16 protein-coding genes and 1 riboswitch are annotated in these 15,273 nt (G+C 61.9%); of the genes, 11 read left to right on the top strand and 5 right to left on the bottom strand.

The features are described from left to right. Window positions 1-168 precede the first annotated feature (168 nt). From serC to QP802_RS02335, 3 genes are read left to right on the top strand one after another with little or no spacing between them, the layout of a single operon-like run. Entirely contained in the window at window positions 169-1,296 is a 1,128-nt protein-coding gene (gene serC / locus QP802_RS02345; RefSeq protein ID WP_070362856.1) for a phosphoserine transaminase, read from the top strand. A 54-nt stretch (window positions 1,297-1,350) separates the two neighbouring features. Further along, complete coding sequence (sepH, locus tag QP802_RS02340) at window positions 1,351-2,277, top strand: septation protein SepH (protein WP_284817526.1); 927 nt, start codon at window positions 1,351-1,353, stop codon at window positions 2,275-2,277. A gap of 9 nt (window positions 2,278-2,286) precedes the next feature. Next, a complete protein-coding gene (locus tag QP802_RS02335; RefSeq protein WP_256000350.1) occupies window positions 2,287-3,135 on the top strand; it encodes a DUF6928 family protein in 849 nt (282 codons plus the stop codon). Here QP802_RS02335 and QP802_RS02330 read toward each other — a convergent pair. After that, window positions 3,095-3,934, bottom strand: coding sequence for a TrmH family RNA methyltransferase (locus tag QP802_RS02330; RefSeq protein ID WP_407933403.1), 840 nt, complete (start codon window positions 3,932-3,934; stop codon window positions 3,095-3,097). The two genes, QP802_RS02335 and QP802_RS02330, sit on opposite strands and share 41 nt — an antisense overlap. Before the next feature lie 9 nt (window positions 3,935-3,943). Then, window positions 3,944-5,401 carry an NCS2 family permease gene (locus QP802_RS02325; RefSeq protein ID WP_240492729.1) on the bottom strand — a complete coding sequence of 486 codons (1,458 nt, stop codon included), beginning with the start codon at window positions 5,399-5,401 and terminating at the stop codon, window positions 3,944-3,946. Window positions 5,402-5,536: 135 nt separating this feature from the next. Between QP802_RS02325 and QP802_RS02320 the strand changes: the two genes are divergently transcribed. Next, complete coding sequence (locus QP802_RS02320; protein ID WP_284817524.1) at window positions 5,537-6,238, top strand: hypothetical protein; 702 nt, start codon at window positions 5,537-5,539, stop codon at window positions 6,236-6,238. 4 nt (window positions 6,239-6,242) lie between these two features. Here QP802_RS02320 and QP802_RS02315 read toward each other — a convergent pair whose 3' ends face one another. Beyond that, on the bottom strand, window positions 6,243-6,914 hold the full coding sequence (locus QP802_RS02315; RefSeq protein ID WP_370687099.1) for a DUF3027 domain-containing protein: 672 nt from the start codon (window positions 6,912-6,914) through the stop codon (window positions 6,243-6,245). 47 nt (window positions 6,915-6,961) lie between these two features. Here QP802_RS02315 and QP802_RS02310 point away from each other — a divergent pair, with 47 nt between their 5' ends. Together QP802_RS02310 and QP802_RS02305 are read left to right on the top strand one after the other, a co-directional pair. Continuing rightward, window positions 6,962-7,747, top strand: a complete 786-nt coding sequence (locus QP802_RS02310; RefSeq protein WP_070363560.1) for a glutaminyl-peptide cyclotransferase — start codon at window positions 6,962-6,964, stop codon at window positions 7,745-7,747. Between the two features lie 10 nt (window positions 7,748-7,757). Then, window positions 7,758-8,264, top strand: a complete 507-nt coding sequence (locus QP802_RS02305; RefSeq protein WP_284817523.1) for a DUF2771 domain-containing protein — start codon at window positions 7,758-7,760, stop codon at window positions 8,262-8,264. Between the two features lie 3 nt (window positions 8,265-8,267). On the opposite strand, the gene QP802_RS02300 is transcribed toward QP802_RS02305, so the two are convergent. Continuing rightward, on the bottom strand, window positions 8,268-8,651 hold the full coding sequence (locus tag QP802_RS02300) for a cold-shock protein (protein ID WP_070362863.1): 384 nt from the start codon (window positions 8,649-8,651) through the stop codon (window positions 8,268-8,270). A 237-nt stretch (window positions 8,652-8,888) separates the two neighbouring features. Next, window positions 8,889-9,063: riboswitch (cyclic di-AMP (ydaO/yuaA leader) on the top strand. An 11-nt stretch (window positions 9,064-9,074) separates the two neighbouring features. On the opposite strand from QP802_RS02300, the gene QP802_RS02295 reads away from it, so the two are divergent. Then, window positions 9,075-9,725: a resuscitation-promoting factor Rpf1 domain-containing protein gene (locus tag QP802_RS02295; RefSeq protein ID WP_284817522.1), complete on the top strand. Its 651-nt coding sequence runs from the start codon at window positions 9,075-9,077 to the stop codon at window positions 9,723-9,725. 120 nt (window positions 9,726-9,845) lie between these two features. On the opposite strand, the gene QP802_RS02290 is transcribed toward QP802_RS02295, so the two are convergent. Next, a complete protein-coding gene (locus tag QP802_RS02290; RefSeq protein WP_070362866.1) occupies window positions 9,846-10,040 on the bottom strand; it encodes a hypothetical protein in 195 nt (64 codons plus the stop codon). A gap of 53 nt (window positions 10,041-10,093) precedes the next feature. Here QP802_RS02290 and QP802_RS02285 point away from each other — a divergent pair, with 53 nt between their 5' ends. The 4 genes from QP802_RS02285 to QP802_RS02270 all read left to right on the top strand — a co-directional run bounded on the left by QP802_RS02285 (window position 10,094) and on the right by QP802_RS02270 (window position 15,134). Further along, on the top strand, window positions 10,094-12,169 hold the full coding sequence (locus QP802_RS02285) for a helicase-associated domain-containing protein (protein ID WP_284817520.1): 2,076 nt from the start codon (window positions 10,094-10,096) through the stop codon (window positions 12,167-12,169). 16 nt (window positions 12,170-12,185) lie between these two features. After that, window positions 12,186-13,838 (top strand): DNA repair helicase XPB, encoded by a 1,653-nt coding sequence (locus QP802_RS02280; protein WP_070479209.1) that lies wholly within the window; start codon window positions 12,186-12,188, stop codon window positions 13,836-13,838. A 10-nt stretch (window positions 13,839-13,848) separates the two neighbouring features. After that, window positions 13,849-14,499: a DUF3239 domain-containing protein gene (locus tag QP802_RS02275; protein ID WP_070479208.1), complete on the top strand. Its 651-nt coding sequence runs from the start codon at window positions 13,849-13,851 to the stop codon at window positions 14,497-14,499. A 128-nt stretch (window positions 14,500-14,627) separates the two neighbouring features. Further along, window positions 14,628-15,134: a GNAT family N-acetyltransferase gene (locus tag QP802_RS02270; RefSeq protein WP_070362870.1), complete on the top strand. Its 507-nt coding sequence runs from the start codon at window positions 14,628-14,630 to the stop codon at window positions 15,132-15,134. The last annotated feature ends 139 nt before the right edge of the window (window positions 15,135-15,273 follow it).

The raw sequence follows: 15,273 nt of genomic DNA, 5'->3' as shown, positions 1-15,273 counted from the left end.
CACAACTCAATAAATCTATTGACCACCACACCCCCATTTGTTCGATTTTCAAGTATCCGGAAAAGAGCTGGCGAAAGGCGCCCCGGGCGCGTCGTTGGGTAATAAGATGCAGTGAGACGCGAGTGGCGTCGTCAAGTTTCTCTACCCCCTGTTACAGGAAAGGCTGTCATGCAAACATTTCCGGTTCTTCCCCCAGCTCTGCTTCCTAGCGATGGGCGTTTTGGCTGCGGTCCTTCAAAGGTTCGCCCGGAGCAGCTCGAGGCTATCGCGAAGGGCGCGGACATCATTGGTACCTCTCACCGCCAGCCAGCTGTGAAGAATCTTGTGGGTGAGGTCCGCCAAGGTTTGCACGACTTCTTCAGCCTTCCGGAAGGCTACGAAATCGTGTTTTCGCTCGGAGGCGCGACCGCCTTTTGGGACGCCGCTACCTTCGGCCTCATCGAGACGAAGTCTGCACACCTGACGTTCGGTGAGTTTTCTGGGAAGTTTGCTAAGGCCTCGGCCGCCGCTCCATGGCTGGCTGATCCGCAGATCGTGGACTCCGCACCCGGCACCGCACCTTCGCCGCACGAGCTCGACGGCGCCGACGCCGACGTCGTTGCGTGGGCACACAACGAGACTTCCACCGGCGCGATGGTCCCAGTTCGCCGCCCGGACACCGATGCACTCGTAGTTATCGACGCTACCTCCGGCGCCGGCGGCCTCCCCGTCAATGTGCACGAGGCGGACGTCTACTACTTCTCGCCACAGAAGTGCTTCGCTTCTGACGGCGGCATGTGGTTCGCCGTAATGAGTCCAGCCGCCCTGGAGCGCATTGAAAAGATCCAGGCGTCTGGCCGCTTCATCCCCGCGTTCCTGAACTTGCAGACGGCCGTCGATAACTCACGGAAGAACCAGACGTACAACACCCCGGCAATCAGCCCTCTGTTGATGCTGGCGGAGCAGGTTCGTTGGATGAACGAGCTCGGCGGGTTGGATGCGATGGTTGCTCGCACGACGGCTTCGTCCTCCCTGCTGTACAAGTGGGCTGACAACCACGAGTTTGCAACGCCGTTCGTCGAGGACCCTGCTGCCCGCTCCAAGGTCGTCGGTACGATCGATTTCGACGAGCGTATCGACGCAGCTGAGCTGGCTAAGGCGCTTCGCCAGAATGGTTACCTGGATACGGAGCCGTACCGCAAGCTTGGCCGCAACCAGTTGCGCATCGGCCTGTTCCCTGCAATCAAGTCCGAGGACGTCAAGCACCTGACCAAGTCTATTGACTATCTGATCGAACAGGGCGTGGGCCAGAAGTAGTCCAGAACAAATGGGCTAAGCTGGTGGAGGTATTTGTCAGCGGAAAGGAGCCACATGCGCGAGTTGTACCTCATGGATGAGGAGTCCACGGAGACTTTCTTCGTCCTCCGAGATGACGAGGGCATCCGTTACCAGCTCGCGCGTTCCGAGATGCAGGCCGTGGCTGAGGAGGAATCCACCAAGCCTGAGCTTGAGGTTGCACCGGACGCGCAGGAACCATCCGCTGACGCTGACAATGCACTCGGTGACGAGCACTCCGAGGACGCTGCGGAGACAGCCTCCGAGGAGAAGCCCCGCAGCCTGCCGGAACCGGACCCGCTGTACTCCACCCCGCTTTCGATGCGCCCGAACCAGATCCAGGCGCGCATCCGCTCCGGCACCCGGCCATCCGAGTTGGCTGAGGAGATGGGGGTGGCTGAAAGCCGGATCGACCCGTACGCCCACCCGGTGCTCCTGGAGCGCTCGCAGGTTGCCGAGGCCGCAAAGCAGTCGCACCCGATGCGCGAGGACGGCCCAGCGAAGCTGACGCTGTTCGAAATCCTCGCCACCGCATTCGCTGCCCGCGGGCATTCGCTTAGCGACGCCACCTGGGACGCAACCCGTGAGCCCGGCGATGATTGGGTGGTGCATGTCCGGTGGCAGGCAGGCTTAAGCGAAAACGAGGCCTTGTGGTCCTTCCACCGCCAGATGGGTTCCGCACCGACGACGGAGGCGCGAAACTCCATCGCTGCAGACCTCACGGACCCGGATTTTGTGCAGCCAGTTCGTTCACTCACGGCTATCGATCAAGACGTCGATGAGGGCGAAGACGCCACCGATGCCCCCGCTGCTTCGGACGAGGATGCAATCGCGACCGGTGACTTCTTGCAGCACCCGGATGAGGCACCGCAGCCGCAGAAGAGGCGTCGAAAAGCTGTAACTCCGCACTGGGAAGATGTCCTGTTGGGGGTCCGGACAAACACGAAGCGGCCGCGAAAGTAGGGCCCCGCTATGTCTCATAACGCCGTGGTTACCTGCTGGTTTGTCAACGTCGCACACCCGGAGGAGGTGCTCGAGGGCGAGCCGAAGGCGGACCGTGGGTTCGGCCGAAAGCTGCTCGCACAGGTTAATCCGGCGTGGCCTATTACTCCGATTGGCCAGTTCCCGCTGAATCGTTCCTCGGTTCCTGGTGTGGACGAGTATTACATCGCGGGGTACCCGGGAGTTGCGGTTGTCCGTTTCTTTGTCACGGACGCCGAGCGCATCAGCGAAACCGCCAAGGCGCTGCGCACCGCACTGCCTAGCGCTGACACCTACGTCTACGCGGAAGGCACCGATTCGGACTACGCGGCGATCGCCCACTACCAGGGTGAGACGCTGCGCCGCGCGTTCTCTGCCACCCGCGACCACGTCTTCGAGGACGTCGGCTTGCCGGACCCGTTCGAGGCCCCGTACTGGGCCGGGGAAACCGCACCCCAGCTCGGCGGCATTTCGCTACCGTTCGAGCCGCCAGCGCTGATGCGCGAGGCTGAGCGCGCATGGTTGGGTATCGAGGTCGGCGAGGACGGTCCGGATGTGCACATCATCGGCTACGCGGTGGATGGCCGCCCGGAGCCGAAAGTCGAGGCTCCTGCCCCACGCACCAAGACTGTCAACGAGGTGGCGGCAAAGTTCGCCGAGCAGACCAACACGTACGACGATTACGAGCAGCACGACGAAGAGGCAGAGCGTGACGAGTTTTCCGAGCTTGCCGACGCCTCCGTCGCAGCAGCAAAGCGCGTTGGCCGCGGGCTACGTCGCCGCGCCCGCGACCTGAAGGCTACGATTGCGGAGAAAATCCGCCACGCAGACCGCGGCTGATGAGGTCGCGCTGGCGCTCGTAGAACGCAATCGCCGCAGCCGTGGCCACGTTGAGTGAATCCGTTCCGGACGCCATGGGGATTTTCGCGCGCACATCGGTCGCGCGCATTGCGTGCTGCGTGAGCCCAGGGCCTTCCCCGCCGACGAGAAATGCCACCTTCTCGTGATCGTTGAGTGCCTCTGAGAGGTACACGGCATCGTCCGCAGGGGTCAGCGACACCAGCCACCAGCCCTGTTCCTGCAGCTGTGCGAGCTCGCGCTGCCACGTGGTTGGGGTTCCGCCGAAGTGCGCAAACGGGGTGCGAAGCACATGGCCCATTGAGACGCGGACGCTGCGCCGGTAGAGCGGGTCGGCGGTGGCGGCGCCGAACAGCACGCCATCAACGCCCATGCCGGCGGCGTTGCGAAAGATGGAGCCGATGTTCTCGTGGTCCCCCACTCCCTCAAGAATCACCAGGGTGCGGGCATCTGCCACGACGTCTTCGACGCTCAGCGGTTCGGGTTTATCCGCGGAGACTAGCAGTCCGCGGTGCATGTCATAGCCGGCGACCTCCCCCATCACTGCGCGGCTGATCTCGTAGACCGGTATTCCTTCCGCTTCGAGGCGCTCGCCGTACTGTTCCAAAAAAGACTGGAGGCGGCCACCGAAGCCGAACACCGCGCGGACAGGAAAGCGGGACTCCACAAGGCGTCCCGCAACAAGAGGCCCCTCCGCAAACACCAGGCCTTTCTCGCGGTCTGAGTGCTTCAGGTCGCGGATATCGTCAAGCCGGGGGTCGGAGGGGTCGTCGATAACTATGCTCACGCTTTACGAGATTAGCGACATCAACGGTCCTTGTGCGAAATAGATCAGGAACAGCGCAGAAATCAGCCACATGATCCAGTGGATGTCCTTACGCTTGCCAGCGAAGAGCGCCATCACGGTAAACGCGATGAAGCCGACGCCGATGCCGTTGGCAATCGAGTAGGTCAGCGGCATCATGATGATGGTCAAGAAGGCCGGGAAGGCAACGTCGAAACGGGTCCAGTCAATGTTGCTGACCTGCATCATCATCAGCGCGCCAACCACGACGAGGACCGGTGCGGCGGCCTCGATTGGGACGATTTCGTACAGCGGGGTGAGGAACATCGCCAGCAGGAACAGGATGCCGGTGACCACGTTTGCGAGGCCGGTGCGGGCGCCGTCAGCAATGCCGGCGGACGAGTCCACGAACACCGTGTTCGAGGAACCAGAGAACGCGCCACCGACTACTGCGCCGAAGCCTTCAACAACGAGGGCTTTCTTCATGCCTGGCAGGTTGTCGTTCTCGTCGGTCAGGCCGGCCTGGCGGCCGAGCGCCGTCATGGTGCCCATTGCGTCGAAGAAGTTCGCTAACACGAGGGTGAAGACCAGGAGGCTGGCGGCGACGACACCGACCTCAACGAAGGCACCAACCATGTCGATTTTGCCCACGAGGGACAGATCCGGGATGCCACCCAAAGAATCCGGAAGCGCAGGGACCGCGAGCGACCAGCCGTGGTCATTCTCAGCGGACGAGCCTGCACCGACGAAGGACTCCACAATCATCGAGATGATCGTCGTCGCGACGATGCCGATGAACAGCCCACCCGGAATGTTCCGGATCACCATGAAGCCACAGATGAGCAGGCCGATGACAAACACAGCCGTCGGCCACGAGGCGATCGAGCCACCGAAGCCCAGCTGCACCGGGACAGTGGTGTGTGCCTCGTCAGGGATGCGGCGCACGAACCCAGCGTCCACCAAGCCGATCATCGCGATGAACATGCCGATGCCGACACTCATTGCCACCTTCATCGAGTTCGGGATGGCCTCAAAGACGGCGGTGCGAAACCCGGAAATCGCAAGAATGCAGATGATAATACCGTCAATCACGATGAGGCCCATGGCCTCTGGCCAGGTCAGGCCCTGTTGCCCAACGAGTGTCACTGCAACGAGTGTGTTCAGGCCAAGGCCCGCAGCGATACCAAACGGATATTTAGCAATAACGCCGAACAAGATACACATCACACCGGCGGCAAGGGCCGTCACCGCAGCTACCTGCGGGATACCAAGCACGACACCTTCGCGGTCGGGGCTCGTGCCCAGGATCAAAGGATTCAGGAGCACGATGTACGCCATCGCAAAGAAGGTCACGATACCGGCGCGGATTTCGCGGCCGACGCTCGAGCCTCGCTCACTGATATGGAAGAATTTATCAAGCCCGCTAGCGGGCTGCTTCGTTGAAGATTCGCTTGGAATACTCACTGCGAAGATCCCCTTTAGTTCGTTGAGGAAGTTATGAAAGAGAGCAAAGTTGTTGCATGCATCGGCTGAAATCTATCTGCCAAAAGCCTGCAATAGACTTTTACCTTAGTGCACACACTTCCTAATAATTTCGACTTGGAGCCCAAAGTGGATGTATTCAGCTTTGTCATTTCGCAAGGCATGGTTGCAGATGCAGATCTGCTCACCTCGAAGCTTCGCGGCTGCGGCATCTCGCACTCGGAGTTTGAACGCCTCCGCGTTACGGTCAGCCAGGTTACGGGCCCTCGCAAAGCGGTCGTCCACGTCACGGGAGGCCATGCGTCCTTGACGCTTCGCCCGGCGCCTGCGCCCTCCACGGAGATCACCATGTTCGCGGAGCCAATCCGGGATCAGCGCGCGCAGCCGAACAGGCACGGGCCGGACCTCGGGTGGCAGTTGCACGCATCGGCAACGCTGGGCACCAACGACGGATTGCTTGCCGACGCCAGCGGCCGCATCATCTCCGCACTCCTCCAACCACTGATCACATTTCCAAGCGCCACGCAGGCGGTCATCTCCGGGCACCCTGCTACCGCTGGATCATACGCGCTGGAGGGGGTTGTGCGTGTGTTGGAGGAGGCGGGCGTCGAAACGCATGAGGCGCACGACGGCTTCTCACGCTTCGATCTGATGCACCAGGAGACGTGGGCCGTCGATGCTGTGCACGGTGCCCGGCTTGTCGAGCAATGGCAGGAGTATGGCACACCCAAGCCTGGCCCCCGAATGATTTCGCGCGGTTTACTGCCGACGCACCGCGAGATCAATGAAACCCGGCGGCTGCGGGCATCATTGCTCTAGCGGGTTACTTCCCGTTGTGGCGCGGCGCCTTGGTATCTGCGTGGGCACCGCAGCCGTAGGATGCAGCGACGATGCGGCCATCAGCTGAGTATTCGTTGGTGCACACTCCGAAGTTCTCCCCCACTGGGTGCTCCATTGGAATGTAGAACGCGCAGGTCCGGCAGTGCAGCGTTGCCTGCTCGGCGAACGCAGAATTAGGGCCAAACTTGCCCTTCCGCCACCGCGTCTTCGCCGCATTGAGGCCTTCTTGCGTGAGGTAGTGGTCAGTTTCCCTGCCTGGGAACGTCACTGCATCCTTTGCAAAGGAGTCTGTGGTCAGGCGCTCGTCGTCAGGCGCTGGCTCCATGATGTCGCCGGGGCCGAGGTCGCCGGGGCGAAGACGCTCGGAGTACGGCACCCAGTCCGGCGCCTGCAGCGCGTCACGAGCCGGCATGAGCGCGACCTCGTTGACGGTCACCCATGTTGAGCCCGTGGCACACGCGACGACCGCGTTCCATTCCCACCCGTTGTAGCCAGGCACGCTCGCTTCGAAGCGGTGCGTGGCCACGTTGCTCGAGAGCCCAGCGACACCGATGTGCGCGCCGACCTCGCCTTCCGCGATCTCGAGGATGGCCTCTCGCGCGACCTCAATTGCTTTGTCGCTCAGCAGTGGTGAAGAGTTCTTGTTCTGAGACACGCTCTCCATTATGGCCCATTTCTGGGGAAATGCTGCATGATGGACGTATGCGTGTTCACTCCCGACGGTTTTGGTCCATCCTGATGTGTCCTTTGGTGCTGCTCACCGTGAGTGGTTGCGATGAAGCTGCCACCGAGGTGGAGCAGCTGAAACCCGAAATCGTACAACGCTACGACTACGACCCTGCCCTGTTCACCCAGGGCCTCGAAGTCGATGAGGACGGCACGCTCCTCGTCAGTACCGGCCAATATGGAGCGTCCGGCATGTATCGGCTCACGACAGAAGGCGACGTGTTGGGCGAGGTTGCCTTGCCGGACGTGTTCTTCGGCGAAGGCATGACCCGCGTCGGAGATTCGGTTTGGCAGCTGACGTGGCAGGAGGGCACCGCGTTTCGCCGCGATGCAGCGTCCCTAGCAACTGTCGATACCGCCCACTACGACGGCGAAGGGTGGGGGCTGTGCGCCACCGATGATGCACTTATTTTCTCCGACGGTTCCGCCGAGCTGCGCCGCATGGACCCGGACACGCTCGCCGAGCTTGCGCGGTTCGAAGTCACCGACCAAGGCAAACCCGTCGAGGGTCTCAACGAGTTGGAGTGCGTCGGCGACGACGTCTACGCAAACATCTTCACAACCACCGACATCGTGCGTATCGACGCCACCTCCGGCCACGTCACGGCCAGGATCGATGCGTCGTCTCTTCCCAACAACGCCGACGAAGACATAAACAATGTGCTCAACGGGATCGCGCATATCCCTGGCACCGACGAGTTTTACCTCACCGGCAAGCGTTGGCCTGACCTCTACCGCGTCCGGCTGGTCCCGTCCCAGTAGAATTTCGCTCATGACTGCTTCCCGCCGTGCTTCCTCTCGCCTTGCACTCCAACTCGGTGCGACAGTTCTCGCCGTCGCTATCCTGCTCGCTGGGGTGTACGCGTTCATGAACTGGCAGCGCTCGCAGCCAGGTCTTCCCGTAGAAGACCTTCGGATTCACGTCACTGCATCCGACGGCGAGCACGAGATCGCCCCCTACACGCTCTGCCCCCTCGATGAACAATGTGACGGCGGTGAGCCACCGGCACTCACACGTGGTGGCTCCGACGAACTCAAATTCCGCATCGACCCAGACATCGCTGCGGGCAGCTGGCGCCTCCTCCTCATTTACGACGACCCCTCCGCCAACGAGGAGCGCCTCCACCAGGCTGGCGAGACCACCGAAGAGACCGCTCCTGCCGTCAAAGAAGGCGGGGCAAAACTCCTCGTTGCTGAAGTCTCGACGCTGGCCGTAAAAAATGACGACCACGGGGAAGAAATCCCGGTGGTCGCCACATGGTCGGTCGCGTTTGAATAACGCTTAGGCGTCAAGCTCCTTCGCCACTGCGCGCAGGATGCCCGCAACCTGTCGAGCCTCTTTGCGCTCAGGGTAGCGCCCAGCCGTCAACGCCGGTTGCACGTCGGACTCGATGAGCGTCATCACATCGGCAAGCATGCTTCCGAGTTCTTCTGGCTTCCTACGGTGCACGGGGCGACGCTTCGGCGTCTCCAAGATGGCGACGCGCAGCGCCTGCGGGCCCTTTCGGCCTGCGGCAAAGTCGAACTCGATGCGCTGTCCAGGCACAAGCTCATCCACACCATCCGGGAGCACCGACTTAGAAATAAATACGTCGTCGTCTCCAGGGTTGGATGCGAAGCCGAAGCCCTTGTCGGCGTCGAACCACTTCACCTTTCCAATTGGCATTAGTCTTCGTTCCTTCTCTGTTCTCTATGCAGACTCAGCAGTGGCTATCCATCATAGTCGTATCGCCCGTTCGAGCCCCAACACGAAAGAAAGTGCCACAAATCACACTCGCGCTAATTTGGCTCGTGAACAGGCCAAACGGCCCTACCAGTCTCCCCGCGTCCGCGACACCGACCCCAAAAAGTGCCCGGAGCGTGACTAAATCGTTATAAAGCGTTAGGCTGTCCCGCAGCAAGAAAACGAGGCACGCTGAGTTCTGTTCGCCTCGCACAATTACACAAACAACAGAAGCGGAGGACCCAACCTTCGGAAACTCCCCTCCCGGAGCTTCCTTGGGGTGAAGTTGCTACTGCAACCGGGCGCCTCAGCCCGAACCCGACAGCTTACTTCGCAAGCGACAACAAGAGAGGACATCGTATTTCAATGGGACGCCATTCCAAGCAGACCACTTCCCTGACCAAGAAGGCACTCGCCGGCGCAGCCGCAACCGCGGCGTTCGCTGGACTGATGGCCCCAGAGGCCACGGCAGCGCCTGACTCCGACTGGGACCGTCTCGCACAGTGCGAGTCCGGCGGCAACTGGGCAATCAACACCGGCAACGGCTACCACGGCGGCCTGCAGTTCTCCGCGTCCACCTGGCAGGCATTCGGTGGCGGCCAGTTCGCTCCAACCGCGAACCTGGCATCCCGTGAGCAGCAGATCATCGTTGCAGAGCGCACCCTGGCACAGCAGGGTTGGGGCGCATGGCCTGCATGCTCCGCTCGCCTTGGACTGAACTCCGCTGCGACGAATCGCGACGCACAGGCTGCCGCACCGGCACCTGCTCCTGCAAGCGCCGCCGTTGCATCCCCGGACGCAGCCCAGCGCCAGGCAGAGAACCCAGTTGACGCCCTGTACCGTCAGCTCGGCAGCTCCCTGAGCAACTATGGTTTCGCGATTCCGGCGCACATCCAGCAGTCCTACGCTGCGAACCGCGCGAACTACGATGCGTTCTACAGCCAGAACGCTGCACTGATCGACGCTGTTCGCTCGGGCGATCTCGCCGCTATCGGCGCAGCACTGCTGAACCGCTAAGCACTCAATAGAACGTGCCCGCCACAGAAAGCTTGTGGCGGGCACGTTTGTTTTGCTTTATGAAAGGGGCATAGGGACTGGCCAGCCCACTCTTTCAGGGCTGGCCGAAAGGTTGAACGCTTAGCGGTTGATTCGCGTCGTTGGGTGGACGTACCCGATTTCTTCCGCTGGGAGTGGGAGCACGAGCTCGTCCCCAAACGGGCTAGATGCACCGGTAAGCTGCGAGGACAGCTCGGTGACAGGCGAACCATTACCAGGGGTGTTGGTGGGCCACGCCGGGTTCGCGCGACCGATCTTCTCTACGTCTTTAGCCATGCGTACTATTCTTTCACGCCTTGGCAAAAATCGCACGTACACTAGCCAACGCTATGACTACGTTCCAGGAAGCGCTCCGCACGATGCGCCCCGAACAACTCCGGGAGCTCATTTATCTCAGGCCAGACGCCTTTTACCCCACCCCGCCATCCTGGGGTTCGCTGGGGACGCGGCTGTCGCTGGCTGGGTCTGCAGCACGAGCGTTACGCCGTCTCAACGCTGCCGAGTTGCGGCTTCTGGAAGCGCTCGGGGACGTCGGCGCCGAACTCTCTCCCGTCGACACCAACAATGTCCCCGCAGCGCGTGTTCCCGGGGCCGTCGAGCGTCTTCGTGCGATGGCGCTCATCTATGGCCCGGACGCCGCCATACAGGTCGCACCAGGGGCACTTTCCGCGCTGCCGTCGGGCTGGCGCCTCGGGGACCAGGCCCCACCGAACCTCGACGGGCTGCTGGAAGGACTCAGCGCCCGCGAGCGCTCAGTGCTGGATACGCTAGCGGCGTCAGGTTCCGTCGGCACGACGAGGGCCGCCGCGGCGGACGCGGATCCCACGACGCCAGTTGCAACACTCATTGCGAAAGGGCTGCTCATCCGCGTCGACGCCACAACGGTTCGCCTACCTCGCCCCGTCCGCGACGTCCTCCGTGGCCTGCCACCGCGCGAGTTCCCCGAGCACGCCCCTGCCGTCAACGATCCAGATCAGCCGACGATCGACCGCAACGCGACTGGCGCGGGCCTCGACGCGGTGCGCAAGCTCCGCCAGCTGCTGCTCCTGTTACTTGAGTCCCCGGTCGCACTGAACAAGGACGGCTCCCTGGGGGTCCGCGCACATGCGGGGTTAACGCAGGCCCTCGGTTTCGATCCTGCGCTCCTCATTACCACGGGCGAATCCGCCGGCCTTCTCGGCCGTGGAAGCACCGACGAGGCCGACGTACTCGCGGCCACCCACGACGCTCTTTCCTGGTTGGACGCCACGCTCGCCGACCAGTGGGCTATCCTCCTCGCCGGCTGGCTTGCCTCGTCCTGGCGCACCGACAAGACGCCGGAGCACCGCCTCCTTTCCGAGCCCACCCACAACCCCGACGTCAGGCACGCCCGGAGGCGCATCGTCGAGTACGCGGGCCCCGACCAGGAGGCTCGATTACTGTTCCACGTACCGCTCATGGCAGCGAATTTCTCGCCCCAACTTATCGACGCCACCATCGCCGAAGCCGCATTCGTCGGCGCGATTGGCGGCGTGGGGAGCTCGGCGTCGACACCCCTGCAAGCACTTCTCAACGACGGCGACGTCGTCGAGGCTACGAAGCAGCTCGTCCCCACGGAGGTCTCGCAACTCATCGCGCAGGGCGACATGACACTGCTCGCCCCGGGGCCGCTCGATGCGGCGACCGCCGCCGTCGTCGAAGATATCGCCGACCTTGAATCGCCGGGCCTTGCCAGCATGTGGCGCATCAGCGACGCCTCCCTGAAGCGCGCCCTCGACCGTGGGCACGACGCCGACTCACTGCACACATGGTTTAAACAGCACATCATGGGCGAGGTTCCGCAGGCCATCACCTTCCTTATCGATGATCTCTCCCGCACCCACGGCGCAATCCGCGCCGGCAGCGCGCTGAGCTACATCCGCTGCGCCGACCCTGCCCTCCTCGCCGTGGCGGCTGAGCACGCCGATCTGCGGATCTTGGCGCCGACCGTCGCCGTCAGCCCGCTTCCGCTGCCACGCTTGCTCCACGAGTTGCAAGCCGCGGGCCTGCAGCCAACCGCCGAAGACGACCACGGCGCCTCCATCACGCTTGCGGAGGAACCAACACTGGTGCGAGCAACACCGTCCTCGCTTCCCAGAACCGCCTCTCTGAGCGAAGAGGACGTCGATAAGATTGTTGCGGCCCTCAACTCGGATACAAGCCAACCTTCCGGGGTCAGCGAAACGTCAACGACTGATATGCTTCGTGCAGCAGCCCGCGCCCGTCGCCGCGTCAAGGTTGAGTACGCGGACTCGCAGGGCGCGCAGCACACCCTAACGGTCATCCCGTTGACGGTGAGTGTCGGCGTCATTGATGCGCAGGACACGGCCACGCAGCGCGTGATCCGCATACCACTGCGGCGCGTCACGACTGTGACGCTGGTGTAGAAAGAAAGGTCCAACAATGACGTTTGGGGACGGCCCACTGATCGTGCAGTCCGATAAAACCGTACTGCTTGAAATCGCGCACCCGGACGCAGCGAAAGCACGCGCAGCGCTTTCCCCATTCGCTGAACTCGAGCGCGCCCCCGAGCACGTCCATACCTACCGCATCACCCCACTTGCGCTGTGGAATGCCCGCGCCACCGGCTTCGACGCCGAGACCGCAATCGATGTCCTCGAGCGCTATTCCCGGTTCCCCGTCCCCCAGTCGCTCCTCATCGACATTGCGGAGACGATGGCGCGCTACGGGCGCGTCAGCCTGCTCAACGATCCACAACGCGGGCTCATCCTCACCACGGAAGAGCCCCCAATCCTGGATGAGATTACGCGCAACAAGAACATCATCCTGTTTCTTGGCCAGCGCTTCGACGAGCACACGGTAGGCGTACACCCGTCCGCGCGCGGGCGCATCAAACAAGAACTCATCAAGACGGGCTGGCCGGTGGCGGACCACGCCGGATACGTCGACGGCGAATCCCACCCAATCGCGCTCGACTTTGACGGTTGGGAGCTTCGCGACTATCAACAGTACGCCGCCCAAGCATTCTGGGAGGGCGGCTCAGGCGTGGTGGTCCTGCCGTGCGGTGCGGGCAAAACCATCGTTGGCGCCGCCGCGATGGCGCAGGCAGAGACGACTACGCTCATCCTCGTTACCAACACTGTCGCCGGGCGGCAGTGGCGCGATGAGCTGCTGCGCCGCACCACGCTCACCCCGGAAGAAATCGGTGAGTACTCCGGCGAAAAGAAGGAGATCCGCCCGGTCACCATCGCGACCTATCAAGTAGTCACCCGGAAAACGAAAGGCGAATACCGCGCCCTCGAGCTTTTCGACACCACCGACTGGGGCCTCATCATCTACGACGAAGTCCACCTCCTCCCCGCCCCCGTTTTCCGCATGGCGGCCGACCTCCAGTCCCGCCGCCGTCTCGGCCTGACCGCTACACTCATCCGCGAGGATGGCCGCGAAGACGACGTCTTCTCCCTCATCGGCCCCAAGCGTTACGACGCCCCCTGGAAAGAACTCGAAATGGCAGGTTTCATCGCCACCGCCGAATGCATCGAGGCCCGCACCACGCTCACGGAAGAAGAGCGCCTCAGCTACGCGACGGCCTCCGCACGCGAGCGCTACCGCCTGGCCGCCACCGCATCAGCCAAGCTCTCGACGGTCAAGGACATTCTCGCCCGCCACGAGGGCGAACCGACGCTCATCATCGGAGCTTACGTCGATCACCTGCGCCACATCGCGCAGCAGATCGACGCCCCACTCATCGACGGCCGCACCAGCACCAAAGCCCGCGAAGAAGCCTTCGAGCGCTTCCGCCAGGGCGAAATCCGCACCCTCGTCGTATCGAAGGTGGCGAACTTCTCCATCGACCTCCCCCAGGCAGCCGTGGGAATCCAGGTCTCAGGCACGTTCGGTTCCCGCCAGGAAGAGGCCCAGCGCCTCGGCCGACTCCTTCGACCCAAGCCCGATAGCAGCGAAGTTCTGTTCTACACCGTGGTCACACGAGACACCCTGGACGCCGAGTACGCCATGCACCGCCAACGCTTCCTCGCCGAACAGGGCTACGCTTATCGCATCATGGATGCCTCAGACCTCAAACGCGGCCTATAGACTGTGGCCTATGACTGAACAACCATTCCGCTTCAACGTCGACGAAGAATACGCCAAAGAACACAACGAACTTATTCGAAATACCAAAAACCTCGTTACCTCAAGCATCGCGCTTTTCGTCGTCTGCCTCATCGCGGGCGTCATAGTCTGGTTCCTCGTCGACCCGACTTCCCCCTGGCGCCTACTCGGATCCCTCTCTCTTATCTTTTTCGGCACCATCATGCTGATCGTCGGTCTTGCTATTCCTCGAGCGGTTCCACGTACCCAAGCAATTTACGACGCCAACCCCCTCTCTCCCGCTGTCATCACCGATGACAAGGGCACCACAGTTACCCTCACCGCGTTAGTAAACACAGTCGTTGACCAGCAGTCCCCTGCCGAGTGGGCGCTCACCTCAACTGTGGTGCAACGGATCCCCGGCGTCACTCCTAAGGTTGGCGCTGCAGTTCCGTGCGTCGCTGTGGGAGGCCAGCGCACATCCCGCGACAAGGCACACTGGGCAACGATTACTCCGATGCCAATCGCGTGGGGCACCCCTTCAGAGGAAGTTATCAAACAAGCCACGGACTACATCCCCGACGATCAGTGGCGCGCCCTCAAGCAAGCTATCCGCGACGAGGATTTAGTCAAGAAGTCTAGAAATGAGCTCATAGCTTTTTAGGCCGACATCCTCGCCTCTGCGTACGCCCCAGGGAATGCTCAAGCCCTGGGGCGTATTGCTTGCGCCATGCCTCAGCCATTGAGGCCAGGTAGCCTGAGAAGCCTAACACTTTGAACGGAGATTCCAAGATGAACGATGCTTTTCCCCTTCGCACCCCTCGCCTTATCCTCACTCCTCCCACGGACCAAGATATAGACGCCATTTTTAGGATCCACGCCGACGCCCGCACCTATCAACACCGTCCCGACCTCGCGATGAAAAACCGCAAAGAGGCAGAGGAGTTGGCAAGCACATGGCAAGAAAACTGGGATGAACAGGGTCTTGGCTACTACGTAGTGTCCACGCTTGACGGAACAACCATCGGGTTTACTGGAGTACGCCACAGTGAGGAAGCCGGTGAACAGGTACTCAACCTCTATTACCGATTCGCCCCTGAATCTCAGGGCCAGGGATACGCAAAGGAGGCTGCATCTGCGGCGATTGCCAATGCACAGGAACGTTTCCCGCAGCTTCCAGTCATCGCTATCATCGACCCCACTAATGAGGCATCGATCGGTTTAGCATTGAGGCTCGGATTCCAGCACGTCCATGGTGCGGGTGTACCGAACGATTACGAGGTCTACCGCCTCTCCTGAATTCTGGGCTCAACGCGGCGGGGTTCTCGATACGAGCTTCTCTGTATACGCCCTGTTTGTTTGGCTTAAGGGACATTTTGTGTGTATAAATCTATCTGGTTTCCTGGGATGACCTCGGACAACAACCAGATATGGTTTT

Source organism: Corynebacterium sp. UMB10119B (assembly GCF_030228125.1).
GTDB classification, from domain to species: Bacteria; Actinomycetota; Actinomycetes; order Mycobacteriales; family Mycobacteriaceae; genus Corynebacterium; species Corynebacterium pseudogenitalium.
This window is presented reverse-complemented; position numbering and strand designations above follow the sequence as displayed.